The following is a 14,104-nucleotide window of genomic DNA, read 5'->3' as shown; positions in this document are numbered from 1 at the left end:
CCCACATGAGTGAACACACGCCTGAACTTATCGGCACACTTCCCGATGGCTCCGAGGTCCACCGCTGGACGCTGGAGCGCGCCGGGACGCGCGTGGAGATCCTGACGTACGGCGGGATCGTGCGCTCGCTCCAGGTCCCGGACCGGGAGGGCCGCACGGCGAACGTGGTGCTGGGCTTCCCCTCCCTGGACGGCTATCTCACGCATCCGGAGCCGTACTTGGGCGCCCTGGTCGGCCGGTACGCCAACCGGATCGCGGGCGCCCGCTTCCCGCTGGACGGCGCGGTCCACGCCCTGGAGCCGAACAGCGGCCCGAACTCCCTGCACGGTGGCGCCCGCGGCTTCGACAAGCGGGTGTGGGACGCCGAGCCGGCCGGCCACGGCGTGCGGCTGAGCCGGGTCAGCCCGCACGGCGAGGAGGGCTTCCCGGGCCGCCTCGCGGTGTCGGCCACGTACACGCTGGACGCGTCCGGCGCACTGCGCATCGCGTACGAGGCGACGACGGACGCGCCCACGGTCGTCAACCTCACCCACCACGGCTACTTCAACCTGGCCGGCCAGGACGCGGGCCACGCGGGCGGCCATGAACTGCGCATCGCCGCCTCCCGCTTCACCCCGGTCGACGCGGACCTGATCCCGACCGGCGCCCTTCAGGACGTGCGCGGCACCCGTTTCGACTTCCGCGAGACCCGCAAGACCGGCTCGGGCTACGACCACAACTTCGTCCTGGACAAGGGCGTGACCGCGGTTGCGCAGGAGGCCGCCGAGCTGCACGACCCGGCCTGTGGCCGCACCCTGACGATCTCGACGACCGAGCCGGGCCTCCAGCTCTACACCGCGGACCACCTCCCGGCCCCCTTCTCCCCCACCGACGGCATCGCCCTGGAGACCCAGCACTTCCCGGACTCCCCGAACCAGCCGCACTTCCCGAGCACGGTGGTGCGGCCGGGCGAGGTCTTCCGCTCGCAGACGGTGTACGCCTTCTCCGTCCGCTAGTGCCCCGGCAGGGCACTAGTCGCGCTCGCCCCGCATCCGCTTCGCCGCCTTGCCCAGCAGGGTCATCGCGCCCCAGCAGATCAGCAGGGTCGCGCCGCCGCCCACGACGGGCCCGACGGCGTGGCCCTTGATGCCCTCGCCGGTCACGGTCGTCGCCAGCACGAAGATGATCGAGTAAAGGCTCCGCCCGACCTTGGCGCCGGCCGGGATCACCTGGAGCAATTGCGGGATGGTGCTCGCGGCGGCCAGCGCCATCCCGAAGGGCAGCGCGGCGGCGGTCATCAGCGCGCCGAAGCCGAAGGAGTTGCCGTACGCGCCCCAGCCGGCGCCCTTGTAGAGCAGGTAGCCGGTCGCGGCGAGGGAGAGCAGGACCAGCACGCCGTTGAGATAGGCGGCCTGTGTGGCGGCCTTGCGGGCGCCGGGCAGGTGCGCGGCCGGGGAGCGCCAGGCGTCGGCCGTGATGAGCCGCAGCTGCCGCTTGAGGCCCTGCATCTGCAGCAGCGAGTAGACACCGAAGGCCAGCAGGCCGAGGCCGACGAGCGCGGCGGCGAAACCGAGGGGATTTTGCGTGATGCCGTAGTGGACGCCGCCGAAGGTGAGCGGCAGGCCGAGCACCATGCCGTAGGCCATGGGCTTGGCCGTCGCCTGGATCTTCAGCGCCAGCTCGCACTGTTCGGGCGTGAGGCTGGGATCCAGCCGCATCCCGCCCTCGCCGGCCTCCTGGTCGTGCGACGGGGCGGCCGGGTGGGCGTGCTGCTGGGGCGGGTAGCCCTGCTGCGGATACGGCTGGTGCGGCGGGTACGGCTGCTGGGGTGCGTACGGCTGCTGATACTGCGGCTGTTGATACTGGGGTTGCTGGTACTGGGGTTGCTGATACGGCTGCTGGTACTGCGGCTGCTGCCCGTACGGTCCCGGGGGCGGCTGCTGCCCGTACGGACCCGTCGGCTGCTGCTGGCCTGGATACACGATGTCTCTCCCCCGTACCGGGTCGTACCCGGTGTGTCCGCTGTTCCCGCGGCCCGGGAGTCTATACGTACCCGCGGACGGCGAGCCCCGGTCCAGGGGTCAGGTCCCGGACCGGGGCTGCTGATGGGGGACTTGTCCCGGATCAGACGTTAATCGGCGCGGTGAGCCTGCGGTCCGCGATCGAGCGTCCGGCGGCGATCTCGTACGAACCCTTCACAAACACCCACGCGTTCGCCTTCTCGTCCCAGACCTCGAAGGCCCGGCGCGGGAGTACGACGGTCACCTCGGCGCTCTCGCCGGGACCGGCCTCGACGGAGGCGAAACCGGCGAGCCGGCGGGCCGGGCGACCGGCGTCGGGGTCGGCCGGGGCGAGATAGACCTGGACGACCTCACGGCCGGACCGCTCGCCGGTGTTGCGCACCCGGACGCGGGCCGTGGCGGTGCCGTCGGCCTGCGGGCGGGCCTCCAGGCACTCGTAGCTCCAGTCGGTGTAGCCGAGGCCGTGTCCGAAGGGGTACGCCGGGGTGCAGCCGGCCTTCTCCCAGGCACGGTAGCCGATGAACACGCCCTCGTCGTAGGGGAGTCGGCCGTCGGCCGGGACGACCTGGGTGACCGGTGCGTCGGCGAGGGAGCCCCAGGTGGTGGGGAGCCGGCCGCCGGGCTCGTGGGCGCCGGTGAGGACGTCGGCGAGGGCGGCGCCGCCCTCCTGGCCGGGGAACCAGGTCAGCAGGACGGCGGCCACGTCCTCGCGCCAGGGCAGTTCCACCGGAGAGCCGGAGTTGACGACCACGACCGTGTTCGGGTTGGCGGCGGCCACCGCGCGGACCAGGTCGTCCTGGCGGCCGGGCAGGCGCAGGTCCGTGCGGTCGAAGCCCTCGGACTCGACGCGGTCGGTGGTGGCGACCACGACGACGGCCGTGCCGGCGCCGCGCGCCGCCCGGGCCGCCTCGGCGATCAGTTCGTCGGCGTCGCGCTGCGGGGCGGAGTGGGCGAGGGCGAAGGTGACCGTCTTCATGGGGATGTCGTCCGGGAGCCGGACGACGTGGGTGAGGGAGACGTCGACCGGTTCGCCGGCGGTGAGTTCGGGCCGGGCGCGGGGCACGGGGGCGCCGAAGAAGGCCTCGAAGGGGTCGTCCTCGGCGGGGCGCTGGACGTCGTCGTAGTACGTCGTGCCGTCGACGGTGAGCGTGAAGGCGCCCGCGCCCTTGATGCCGAAGGTGTGCGGGCCGCTCTCGCGCGGGGTGAAGGTGCCGGTCAGCTCGACGGTGTGGAGTGTGTCGTGCGTGACGCCCTCGGGCAGGTCCGAGCCCATCCACTGGATCAGCCCGCCCGGTGCGGAGCGGGTGCCGATGACGGTGCCGCCGGAGTCCCGGCAGACGGCTCGCAGGGTGAACCCCTGCCCGGCGACGGCGAGTTCGGTGGCGGGGTCGGCACCGACCGCATAGGTGAGGGTGCCCTCGGGGAGTGCGGCGGTGAGGCCGTCGAGCGGGGAGACGGTCCGGGCCGGGAAGACGGTGGCGGAGCCGCCGCCGAGGACGCGGGCGTCGCGGGCGGCGGCGCCGATGAGGGCCACGGTGCCGTTCGGCTCGAGCGGCAGCGCCGCGCGCTCGTTGCGGACGAGGACGAAGGAGCGGCGGGCGATCTCGCGGGCGAGGGCCTCGCCGTCGACGGGCGCGGGCGGTTCGGGTACGACGGGTTCGGCGCCCTCGAGGATCCCCACGCGGGCGGCGAGCCGCAGCACGCGCCGTACGGCCGCGTCGACCGTGGCCTCGGCGACCTCGCCGTCCCGGACGGCCCGGGCGAGGGCGGGGCCGTAGACGGTGCGCGGCCCCGGCATCGCCACGTCGAGCCCGCCCTCGATGCAGGCGACCGTGTCACGGGCGGCCGTCCAGTCGGAGACGTTGAAGCCGTCGAAGCCCCATTCGCCGCGCAGGACTTCGCCGACCAGGTGGTGGTGCTCGGTCATGGTGGTGCCGTTGACCGTGTTGTAGGCGGTCATGATGCCCCACGGGCGGGCGTTCTCGACGATCGCCTCGAAGGGGGCCAGGTACAGCTCGCGCAGGGCGCGTGCGGAGACCAGGTTGTCCACGGTGAAGCGGTCGGTCTCGGCGTCGTTGGCGACGAAGTGCTTGACGGTGGTGCCGACGCCGCCGGACTGGACGCCGGTGACGTATCCGGTGCCGATCGCGCCGGTCAGGTACGGGTCCTCGCTGTAGGCCTCGAAGTGGCGGCCGCCGAGCGGGGAGCGGTGCAGGTTGACGGTGGGGGCGAGCAGCACGTGGACGCCCTTGCGGCGGGCCTCCTGGGCGAGCAGCACGCCCGCGCGGTGGGCGAGCGCGGGGTCCCAGGCGGCGGCGAGCGCGGTCGGCGAGGGCAGGGCGACGGAGGGGTCGTCGGCGCTCCAGCGCACACCGCGGACGCCGACCGGTCCGTCGGACATGACGAGCCGCTCCAGGCCGATCTCGGGCAGGGCGGGCAGGGTCCACATGTCCTGGCCGGCCAGCAGCCGGGTCTTGGCGTCGAGGCTGAGCCGCGTCAGCGCCTCTTCCACGACCGCCTCGCGTGCCGCGTCCGCCCGCTGCGCACCTGTCTCCGCCACGGCGGTACCTCCTCGCTGACGTCCGTCGGTGTCCTCCTCATCCTGCATCCGCTACCTGTTGACCGGTAGGTTTCGTGATACTGCCGTTACATTTGGCTCCTCCGTATGCCGTACGGTGACGTCATGAGCGCGAGGGTCAGGAGCGAGGAGCGGCGCGCGGAGATCGTCGGGGCGGCGCTGGAGGTGATCGCCGAGCGCGGTTACCGGGGGGCGAGCCTGGCCGCGGTGGCCGAGCGGGTGGGGCTGACCCAGCAGGGTCTGCTGCACCACTTCCCCACCAAGGACGCCCTGTTGGTGGCCGTGCTCCAGGAGCGGGACCGGTGGGACGCGGTGCCGGACTCGCAGTGGCGGACGGATCTGCTGGCCTCGCTGGTCGAGTACAACGCGATGCGCCCGGCGATCATCCAGACCTTCTCGGCGCTGCTCGGCGAGAGCGTGACGGAGGATCATCCGGCACGGGAGTACTTCACGCGGCGCTACGCGCGGGTGCGGGAGTCCATGGCGGCGGTACTGCGCACCGAGTACGGCGACCGCCTGCCGGGCGGCCTCACCCCCGAACGGGCCGCCCCGCTGCTGGTCGCGGTGATGGACGGCCTGCAGTACCAGTGGCTGCTGGACCCGGAATCGGTGGACATGCCGGCGGCGTTCCGGGACTTCCTGCGGCTGCTGGGCGAGCGGGGCGACTGAACGGCCCGGGTCACACGGGCGCTGCGGCCGCCACGATCCTCAGCAGGGCGGCGATCGCCACGAAGAGGCCCCGGGTCTGCTCGGGCGCCGCCTGGCGGGGTCCGGCTCGCTCACCGCCGCCGGCGGGAGATCGTCCCCGCCGTCCTCCCCCACCAGCTCCCGGGCCAGCAGCGTCGCCCCCACGACGGCGCCCGGCATCAGGAACACCGCGGCGAACGGGACCAGGAAGGCGAGGCCGAGTGGGGTGCCGAAGCCCCAGACCAGGGTCTTGCGGGAGCGGAGCAGGGTGAGCCGGGCGCGCAGTTCGACGCCCCGGCGCTGGAGGGCCACGGCGGTCAGTTCCTCGGTGAGGAAGAACCCGGTGACGAAGAGGCCGATCACGGGGACCACGCTCTGGCCGACGAACGGCAGGAAGCCGAGCGCGAAGAGCAGTACGCCCCACAGGCCGGCCCGCACCAGGACGCGCAGGCTGTCGCGGGCCGAGATCCACAGCTCGCGCCGGAGCGGCAGCTGCGAGCGCGGGGCGGTGCCGTCCGGCGAGGCGTCGGCGTCGGCCCGCTCCGACAGGCTCTCGTAGAAGGGCTGGCCGACGAGCAGGGTCACGGCCGTGAAGGTGAGCACGGCCAGCAGCAGGCCGAGGGCGAACAGGACAGCGGTCAAAAAGCCGCGGAACAGGCCCTGCCAGGGACTGGCCCAGTGGTCCGCGAACGGCGTCGCCCAGCTGACCGCGTCCTCGCCCCACACGGCGAGCGCGACCAGCGCGGCCGCGTACAGGACCAGGGTGATCAGGCCGGGCAGCAGCCCGAAGCCGTACTGCCTGCCGTGCCGGCCGACCCAGCGCTGACCTCTCAGCAGATATCCGAACCCCACCCCGAGATCGCGCATGGCGAAAACTTTACCGCCGGGCTCAGTCGCCCAGCATCCGCCGCAGCAGATCGCGCAGCGAGCGGCGCTCCTCCTCCGACAGGCCGGCGAGGGGTTCGCGGGCGAAACGCAGGCCCTCGCGCAGGTCCTTGGCCATGCGCCGGCCCTCGTCCGTGGCGGCGGCCAGCTTCACGCGGCGGTCGGCGGGGTCGGGGCGGCGCTCGACCAGTCCCCGGGACTCCAGGCGGTCCACGATCCCGGTCACGTTGGACGGCTCGCACTTCAGCTTCTGCGCGAGCTTGCGCATCGGCAGCGGCTCCAGCGAGAGCAGGCTGAGCAGCCTGGCCTGCGGGCCGGTCAGGGTGTGCTCGCCCGCCGCCTTCTCGTAGTCCGCGTAGAAGCGGGCCACGACGTCGCCGATCAGCTCGACGACCTCCAGGGTCAGGGCGTCGGGCCGGCGGTTGTTCGATGGACTGGACGGAGTGGACATGGGCTCCAGGATACCCGGTTACTTGACATCATGAAATATTCAGGAGCATGGTTGTTTCAGGTTCTGAAGTATTTGCAACTGGTAGCACTGAGAAAGGCCCCGTCATGATCAACCGCGAGTGGCACCTGCTCAGCCGTCCCGTCGGCTGGCCGAAGCCCGAGGACTTCGCCCTGGTGGAGACCGAGGTCCCGGCCCCCGGGCCGGGCCAGGTGCTGGTGAAGAACAAGTACCTCTCGGTCGACCCGTACATGCGCGGCCGGATGAGTGCCGCGAAGTCCTACGCCGCGCCCTTCGAGCTGGGCAAGGTCATGCAGGGCGGCGCAGTCGGCGAGGTGATCGAGTCCAACGCCGAGGGCATCGCGGCCGGCGACCACATCCTGCACTTCTTCGGCTGGCGCGAGTACGCGGTCATGGACGCGAAGCACGCCGTCAAGGTAGGCCCGGCGGCCGTCCCGGCCGTCAAGGTCGACGACAAGGCCCACGAGGTGCCGCTGTCGGCGTACCTCGGCGTCCTCGGCATGACCGGCCTGACCGCCTACGCGGGCCTGCTGCGCACCGCGTCCTTCAAGGAGGGCGACATCGTCTTCGTCTCCGGCGCCGCGGGTGCCGTGGGCAGCGAGGTCGGCCAGCTCGCCAAACTGCTGGGCGCCTCGCGGGTGATCGGCTCGGCCGGCTCCGACGAGAAGGTCAAGCTGCTGGTCGAGGAGTACGGCTTCGACGCGGCCTTCAACTACAAGAACGGCCCGGTCGCCGAGCAGCTGCGCGAGGCCGCGCCCGACGGCATCGACGTCTACTTCGACAACGTCGGCGGCGACCACCTGGAGGCGGCCATCGGCTCGCTCAACCAGGGCGGCCGGATCGCCATCTGCGGCATGATCTCGGTCTACAACAACACCGAGCCCGCCCCCGGCCCGAAGAACCTCGCGCGGCTGATCCAGACCCGGGGCCGGATCGAGGGCTTCCTCGTCGGCGACCACTACGACCTGCAGCCGGAGTTCGTCCAGAAGGTCGGGCCGTGGGTCGCCTCGGGCGAGCTGAAGTACCGCGAGACCGTGGTCGAGGGCATCGAGAACAACCTGGAGGCGTTCCTCGGGGTCCTGCGCGGCGACAACATCGGCAAGATGATCGTCAAGCTCTGAGACGCCGGCAGACCTTCCCTGCCGTTTCCGGCATGCGGTAACTTCTTTCCGAAATCTGCCGTCGATCGTGGGCGCGAGTCGCGGCGGACCGAGGAGGAAGACAACCGCATGCCCATCACGCAGTCAGACGTCCTGTACACCGCCGTCGCCACCGCCGAGAACGGCCGCGACGGCCGGGTCGCCACCGACGACGGCAAGCTCGACGTCGTCGTGAACCCGCCCGAGGAGATGGGCGGCAGCGGCGCCGGCACCAACCCGGAGCAGCTGTTCGCCGCGGGCTACAGCGCCTGCTTCCAGGGGGCGCTCGGCGTCGTCGCCCGGCAGGCGGGCGCCGACGTCTCCGGCTCGACGGTCACCGCGAAGGTCGGCATCGGCAAGAACGACGACGGGTTCGGGATCATCGTGGAGATCTCCGCGAACATCCCGAACGTGCCCGCCGAGGCCGCCCGGGACCTGGTCGAGAAGGCGCACCAGGTGTGCCCCTACTCGAAGGCGATCCGCGGCAACATCACCGTGACGCTGGTCTGACCGTCGTCGTTGCGTTACCGGCAGCCGCATCCTTGGACGTGGGGTGCGGCTGCCGCCGTTCTCAGGCCGCCAGCGCCGCCGTGTGCACCGCTCTGACGAAGCCCTCGTTCTCCGGCGCCGCCCCGGCCGGGAACACCATGCGCCGGCGGGTGTAGCCGTACGCCAGGCCGCTGCGGGGGTCGGCGAAGGCCTGGGAGCCGCCCGCGCCGCTGTGGCCGAAGGTGCCCGCGCCCAGGACCGGGTGCCACATGTCGGCCGTCGCCTGGAAGCCGAGGCCGTAGGACTTGTGCGCGCGGGCCACCAGGTCGTACCCGACCGAGTGGATCTGGCCCACCTCGGCGACCGTGTCCGGCTTCAGCAGCGGCGGGCGGTCGCCCACCTCGCTGATCGCCGACGCGTACATCTTCGCGAGCCCGCGCGCCGAGGCGACGCCGCCCGCCGACGCCGGCCCCTTGGCGCGTACGAGGCGGGAGTTGACGTAGCCGTCCAGTGTCCCGGGCTCCGGCACATGCCTGTTGAAGGCGATCGCGGGGAGCGTGTGCGGACCGGCCGGCTCGGCGGCGATCAGCGCCTGCTGCTCCGGGGTCGGCAGCATCGGCTGCACGGTGCGGAAGCGGGGCTCCTCGGCCTCGGGCAGCCCGAGGTGGAAGTCCGTGCCGTACGGCGCCCGCACCCGCTCCTCGAAGACCTCCTGGAGCGTGCGCCCCGTGGCCCTGCGGACCACCTCGCCGGTGAGCGCGCCGATCACCAGCGCGTGGTAGCCGAAGGCCGTGCCCGGGCGCCAGAACGGCTTCTGGTCCGCGAGCCGTTCGGCCATCGCCCGGTCGTCGGCCATCTCCTCGGGCGAGAACCCGGCGTCGATCCCGACCAGGCCCGCCCGGTGCGCGAGCAGTTCCCTGAGGGTCACCGAGCCCTTGCCCTCGGCGCCGAACTCCGGCCAGTAGTAGGTCACTTTGCGGTCCAGCTCCAGCGTGCCGTCCTGCACGAGGAGCGCGACCACCAGGTGGGCCGCGCCCTTGGTGGACGAGAACACGCCGTACAGGGAGTCGGCCTCGCCGCCCGCCCACAGGTCGGCGACCCGCCGCCCGTGCACATACGCGCACAACTGACCCTCGTAGTCGTCCCGTTCCCCGGCGACGAACGCGGAGAACTCCTCGCGCACCGCCTCGAAGCCCTCGGCGACCGTGCCGTGGACGGTGATCTCCTGACTCATCCGCTCTCCTCAACCTGAGCCGCTCTCGCTGCTCCCCCTCGCACAACGCCCGTTCCCGCTGTGGACGTTCCCCAGACCGGTACGGCGGGATGTGCCTGTTCGACTCAACCGCCGCGGTGACCGGTCGGTGTCGTCGATGCCCCGGACGGCGGAGGGCGCGGAGTGGTGCGCGGTTGCGCGGCAGGGCTCAGGTGCACCACCACAGGAAGCGCTTGCAGGTGCTGCTCGGCGACGGCGCGGGGCTCGGGCCGGAGGCCGGAGGGGCGCTGGTCGGGGCGGTCGTGGGACGGGAGGTGGCCGTGCCGGCCGGGGCCGTCGGGGTCGCGCCGGACCCCGCCGGGGCCGCATGGCCCGTGCCGCCCGTGCTCGTGGGCTTCGGCTTGGCGGCCTTGCCCTTGGGGGACTTGGCGGCGGACGCGGAGGCCGACGCGTCCGGGGAGGCGGAGGCTCCCGCGGTGGCGCCGGAGGCGTCGTTCACCGGCTGGGCCGTGCCGCCCGGCGTCGCGGAGGCCGCGCCGCCGTCCGCCGCGGTCCCCCCGCCCGCGGCCGGGCCGCCGGTGAAGGGCGAGAAGGGGGCGTCCGTGCCCAGTTCGGCGATGGTGAGCCCGCCCGCGGCCAGCACGAGTCCGGCCGCGATCAGCACGGTGCGGCGGCGCGCGCCGGTGGGCCGCGGCCTTGCGGTCCCGGCGGCTGGCGTCCGCCCCGGCCGGGCTCACCCTCGCGGTGCCGCCCCCCTTGCGCCGGGCGGCCCGGCCGCCCGGCCCGGACTCGGGGGCGGAATCCGGCTCGGCTTCCGGTTCCCGTCCGGGCGCGGATCCGGATTCCGGTTCGGGGCCGAACTCGGCGTGCGGCCCGGGCTCCCCGGCCTCCTGCGGCACACGCCCACCTTGGGCGGGAACGCGAGGGCCGTACTGCTCGGAGGGGACGTGACCACCCTGCGCCGGGACATGACCGCCGTACCCCGGCGCCTCCTCCGCGCGCGCGTAGGCATAGGTGACCGTCGCTTCCGCGGGAGCGGCGTGCGCCGGCGCTCCGCACCCGGGACAAGCCAGGGCGCCGTTGAGGTGCCGTTGGCACGGGTGGCAGTAGTCCATGACGCCGGAAGACTAGATTCCCCGCCGGTAACGTTCCTAGGGGCGTCTGTGAAGGTTTCGTAGATCAGCGAAAGAATTCTCGAAAGACTTGCCGAAACCGTTATCTGTTCGACCCATTGACACTCCCACCGCCCCGTCCTTACTGTCACGCCAGCATTTCGAACGTGTGACGAAATCTCGAACAGCTGAAGGGCAACTGCCGTGCGCATCACCGGAATCAGCACACACGTGGTCGGCACGCCGTGGCGCAACCTGACCTACGTCCAGGTGCACACCGACGAGGGCATCACGGGTGTCGGCGAGACCCGGATGCTCGGTCACACCGACGCGCTGATCGGCTACCTGCGGGAGGCCGAGGCCAACCACATTCTCGGATCGGACCCGTTCGCTGTCGAGGATCTCGTACGCCGGATGAAGTACGGCGACTACGGGCGCGCCGGTGAGATCGTCATGTCGGGCATCGCGGTCGTGGAGATGGCGTGCTGGGACATCAAGGGCAAGGCGCTGGGCGTGCCGGTGTGGCAGCTGCTCGGCGGCAAGGTGACCGACAAGGTCAAGGCGTACGCCAACGGGTGGTACACGACCGAGCGAACGCCCGAGGCGTATCACAAGGCCGCCCAGGGGGTGATGGAGCGCGGGTACCGGGCGCTGAAAATCGATCCGTTCGGCACCGGGCACTTCGAGCTGGACCACGCGCAGACCCTCTACGCCGTCTCGCTCATCGAGGCCGTGCGCGACGCGATCGGCCCGGACGCCGAGCTGATGCTGGAGATGCACGGCCGCTTCTCCCCCGCCACCGCCGTCCGGCTGGCGCGGGAACTGGCGCCGTTCAAACCGGCCTGGCTGGAGGAGCCGGTGCCGCCGGAGAACCTCAAGGCGCTGGAGAAGGTGGCCGCCAAGGTGGACATCCCCGTCGCCACGGGCGAGCGGATCCACGACCGCATCGAGTTCCGTGAGCTGTTCGACAGCCAGGCGGTGGACATTATCCAGCCGGACGTCGGCCACATCGGCGGCATCTGGGAGACGCGCAAGCTCGCCGCCACCGCCGAGACGCACTACATGCTGGTCGCGCCGCACAACGTGGGCGGGCCGGTACTGACCGCCGCCTCTCTCCAAGTCGGCTTCACCTCACCGAACTTCAAGATCCTGGAGCACTTCAACGACTTCGCGGACGCGGAGATCAAGAAGGTGGTCAAGGGGGCACCGCAGGTCGTGGACGGGTACTTCCACCTCTCCGACGCACCCGGTCTCGGTGTCGAGCTGGACGTCGACGCCGCCGCCGAGTTCCCGCAGCAGCAGGCCCGGTTCGACCTGTGGGCCGAGGGCTGGGAGCAGCGCAAGCCGAAGGGGACGAAGTGAGCCCCCGCGGTTCCCAGGTCGTCGTCGAGGCGCCGGGCAGCCACCGGGTCGAGGAGCACACGCCCCGCGCCCCCGGTCCCGGCGAGGCGCTGGTCGCCGTGCACGCGGTCGGCATCTGCGGCAGCGACCGCGAGGTGTACCAGGGCAACCGGCCCGAAGGGTACGTCCGTTATCCGCTGACGCCGGGCCACGAGTGGTCGGGAACGGTGTCGGCGGTGGGCGCCGGTGTCCCCGTGTCCCTCGTCGGGCGCAAGGTCGTCGGCGAGGGCTTCCGCAACTGCCAGGTGTGCGACCGCTGTCACGCGGGCGAGACCACGCTGTGCACCGACGGCTACGAGGAGACCGGCTTCACCCAGCCGGGCGCCATGGCCGCCACGCTCACCCTGCCGGCCCGGCTGCTGCACGCCCTGCCGGACGACGCCGACCTCACGGCCGCCGCCCTGCTGGAGCCCGCCGCCTGTATCGCGGCGGCGGCCCTGAAGGGCAACGCGCGGCCGGGCGAGCGGGTCGCGGTGGTCGGCACCGGGACGCTCGGGATGTTCGCCGTGCAGTTCCTGAAGGCGGTCTCGCCGAGCGAGCTGCTGGTGGTCGGGACCCGGAACGACCGCGAGGCCCTGTCCCGGCAGTTCGGCGCCACCGGCTTCCGCACCAAGGACCAGCCGCTCCCCGACGACTTCGACGTCGTCGTCGAGACCGCCGGATCCGCGTCCGCCGCGCGCACCGCCGCCTCCCTGCTGCGGCGCGGCGGACGCCTGGTCCTGACCGGGATCCCGGCGCCGGGCGCGGACGGGCTCGACCCGACCGACCTCGTCGTACGGCAGCTGGAGGTGCACACCGTCTTCGGGGCGCCGCCGGATGCCTGGGCGCACACGGTGCGGGTGTTCGGTGCCGGGCTGCTCGACCCGCTGCCGCTGGTGACGCACGAGCTGCCGCTGACCGAGTTCCCGCAGGCCATCGAGCTGGTCGGGGCGGGCGACCCGAAGGTGGGCAAGGTGCTGCTCCGCCCAGTGCCTGCCTGACGATTCCCGTCGTCCGCCCGAAGGGCGGGCGGGAATCGTCAGACAGGCGCTAAGACGTACGCCGGTCAGGGCGTGACCTGACGGCGCCCTGACCGGCGTACCACCAAGGCCCCACGCCGTGGCCCAGCCACACCCAGAGCCGCGAACCTTGTCCGAAATACCGAACACGAAGGACAGCTTGTGACCCACGCTTCCGCCCCGGCAGCCCGCAGGCCCGGCGAGCAGGTGCTCGCCGCTCTCGGCCTCGGCGCGCCCGCGCTCGATCCCGCCGACGCCTCCGCCCACAGCTTCCCGGGCGGTGGCCGCTGGCGCACCGAGGTCCCCTCGTGCGAGGGGCCCGAGGCGCTGGCGGTCGTACTGAAGGAGGCCGCGCGCCTCGACGTGCCGATCCACCGGATCAGCCAGGGCAGCGGTGTGTGGATGCTCACCGACGCCGAGATCACCGAGATGGTCGAGGCGACCGCCGAACGCGACATCGAACTCTGCCTGTTCACCGGCCCGCGCGGCACCTGGGACACCGGCGGCTCGGTGCGCTCCGACTCGCGGGGGGCCGGACTGCGCGCCCGGGGCCACGACGCCGTGGCCGGCTGTGTCGAAGACGCCGTCCGCGCGACCGAGCTGGGCGTCAAGTGCCTGCTGGTCGCCGACGAGGGCGTGCTGTGGACCCTGCACCGGGCCCGCGTGAACGGCATCATCCCGGCCGACACCACCCTGAAGGTCTCGGCGCTCATCGGCCCCGTGAACCCGGCGTCGTACGCCGTCTTCGAGCACCTCGGCGCCGACTCCGTCAACGTGCCCAGCGATCTGACGCTGGACCACCTCACCGAGATCCGCCGGATCTCCGGCGCTCCCATGGACATGTACATCGAGGCCCCCGACGATCTCGGCGGCTATGTGCGGATGTACGAGGTCGCCGAGCTGATCCGGCGCGGCGCACCGCTGTATCTGAAGTTCGGTCTGTCCAAGGCTCCCGGCATCTACCCGTGGGGCACCCACCTGCGGGACGTGACCCTGGACACCGCCCGGGAGCGGGTGCGGCGTGGCCGGCTCGCCCTGGACCTGCTCGCCCGGCACGGCGCGGACGGCGGCATGGCGCCGCTCGGCTCCCGGCTGCCCGGCCCGCTCAACCGCTTCCCCGTCGACGCCTGATC

13 protein-coding genes are annotated in these 14,104 nt (G+C 72.4%); 7 read left to right on the top strand and 6 right to left on the bottom strand.

Going from position 1 to position 14,104, the window contains the following annotated elements; all coding sequences use genetic code 11:
- Positions 1-5 precede the first annotated feature (5 nt).
- Positions 6-995, top strand: coding sequence for an aldose epimerase family protein (locus A6P39_RS28535; RefSeq protein ID WP_067039205.1), 990 nt, complete (start codon positions 6-8; stop codon positions 993-995).
- Between the two features lie 15 nt (positions 996-1,010).
- Here A6P39_RS28535 and A6P39_RS28530 read toward each other — a convergent pair whose 3' ends face one another.
- Positions 1,011-1,961 (bottom strand): hypothetical protein, encoded by a 951-nt coding sequence (locus tag A6P39_RS28530; RefSeq protein WP_067039206.1) that lies wholly within the window; start codon positions 1,959-1,961, stop codon positions 1,011-1,013.
- Positions 1,962-2,103: 142 nt separating this feature from the next.
- Complete coding sequence (locus A6P39_RS28525; protein ID WP_079133086.1) at positions 2,104-4,608, bottom strand: beta-glucosidase; 2,505 nt, start codon at positions 4,606-4,608, stop codon at positions 2,104-2,106.
- A 57-nt stretch (positions 4,609-4,665) separates the two neighbouring features.
- Here A6P39_RS28525 and A6P39_RS28520 point away from each other — a divergent pair, with 57 nt between their 5' ends.
- Positions 4,666-5,247 carry a TetR/AcrR family transcriptional regulator gene (locus A6P39_RS28520; RefSeq protein ID WP_067039207.1) on the top strand — a complete coding sequence of 194 codons (582 nt, stop codon included), beginning with the start codon at positions 4,666-4,668 and terminating at the stop codon, positions 5,245-5,247.
- Between the two features lie 39 nt (positions 5,248-5,286).
- On the opposite strand, the gene A6P39_RS28515 is transcribed toward A6P39_RS28520, so the two are convergent.
- Together A6P39_RS28515 and A6P39_RS28510 are read right to left on the bottom strand one after the other, a co-directional pair.
- Complete coding sequence (locus tag A6P39_RS28515) at positions 5,287-6,132, bottom strand: EI24 domain-containing protein (protein WP_067039208.1); 846 nt, start codon at positions 6,130-6,132, stop codon at positions 5,287-5,289.
- 22 nt (positions 6,133-6,154) lie between these two features.
- Positions 6,155-6,601 (bottom strand): MarR family winged helix-turn-helix transcriptional regulator, encoded by a 447-nt coding sequence (locus tag A6P39_RS28510; RefSeq protein ID WP_067039209.1) that lies wholly within the window; start codon positions 6,599-6,601, stop codon positions 6,155-6,157.
- A 104-nt stretch (positions 6,602-6,705) separates the two neighbouring features.
- On the opposite strand from A6P39_RS28510, the gene A6P39_RS28505 reads away from it, so the two are divergent.
- Both A6P39_RS28505 and A6P39_RS28500 read left to right on the top strand, forming a co-directional pair.
- A complete protein-coding gene (locus A6P39_RS28505) occupies positions 6,706-7,740 on the top strand; it encodes an NADP-dependent oxidoreductase (protein ID WP_067039210.1) in 1,035 nt (344 codons plus the stop codon).
- Between the two features lie 108 nt (positions 7,741-7,848).
- The gene (locus tag A6P39_RS28500; protein WP_067039211.1) at positions 7,849-8,268 is read left to right on the top strand and encodes an organic hydroperoxide resistance protein; all 420 of its coding nucleotides are present in this window, start codon (positions 7,849-7,851) and stop codon (positions 8,266-8,268) included.
- 61 nt (positions 8,269-8,329) lie between these two features.
- On the opposite strand, the gene A6P39_RS28495 is transcribed toward A6P39_RS28500, so the two are convergent.
- Together A6P39_RS28495 and A6P39_RS28490 are read right to left on the bottom strand one after the other, a co-directional pair.
- Positions 8,330-9,481 (bottom strand): serine hydrolase domain-containing protein, encoded by a 1,152-nt coding sequence (locus A6P39_RS28495; protein ID WP_067039212.1) that lies wholly within the window; start codon positions 9,479-9,481, stop codon positions 8,330-8,332.
- 187 nt (positions 9,482-9,668) lie between these two features.
- The gene (locus A6P39_RS28490) at positions 9,669-10,124 is read right to left on the bottom strand and encodes a hypothetical protein (RefSeq protein WP_275883916.1); all 456 of its coding nucleotides are present in this window, start codon (positions 10,122-10,124) and stop codon (positions 9,669-9,671) included.
- A 652-nt stretch (positions 10,125-10,776) separates the two neighbouring features.
- On the opposite strand from A6P39_RS28490, the gene A6P39_RS28485 reads away from it, so the two are divergent.
- The 3 genes from A6P39_RS28485 to A6P39_RS28475 all read left to right on the top strand — a co-directional run bounded on the left by A6P39_RS28485 (position 10,777) and on the right by A6P39_RS28475 (position 14,102).
- Entirely contained in the window at positions 10,777-11,934 is a 1,158-nt protein-coding gene (locus A6P39_RS28485; protein WP_067039214.1) for a mandelate racemase/muconate lactonizing enzyme family protein, read from the top strand.
- Entirely contained in the window at positions 11,931-12,953 is a 1,023-nt protein-coding gene (locus A6P39_RS28480; RefSeq protein WP_067039215.1) for a zinc-dependent alcohol dehydrogenase, read from the top strand. The genes A6P39_RS28485 and A6P39_RS28480 overlap by 4 nt, the downstream gene beginning before the upstream one ends.
- 180 nt (positions 12,954-13,133) lie before the next feature.
- Positions 13,134-14,102 carry a hypothetical protein gene (locus A6P39_RS28475; protein ID WP_067039216.1) on the top strand — a complete coding sequence of 323 codons (969 nt, stop codon included), beginning with the start codon at positions 13,134-13,136 and terminating at the stop codon, positions 14,100-14,102.
- The last annotated feature ends 2 nt before the right edge of the window (positions 14,103-14,104 follow it).

Origin of the sequence: Streptomyces sp. FXJ1.172 (assembly GCF_001636945.3) — a bacterium.
GTDB lineage: Bacteria > Actinomycetota > Actinomycetes > Streptomycetales > Streptomycetaceae > Streptomyces.
The sequence above is the reverse complement of the archived record's forward strand: the minus strand, read 5'-3'. Positions and strand labels throughout refer to the sequence as shown.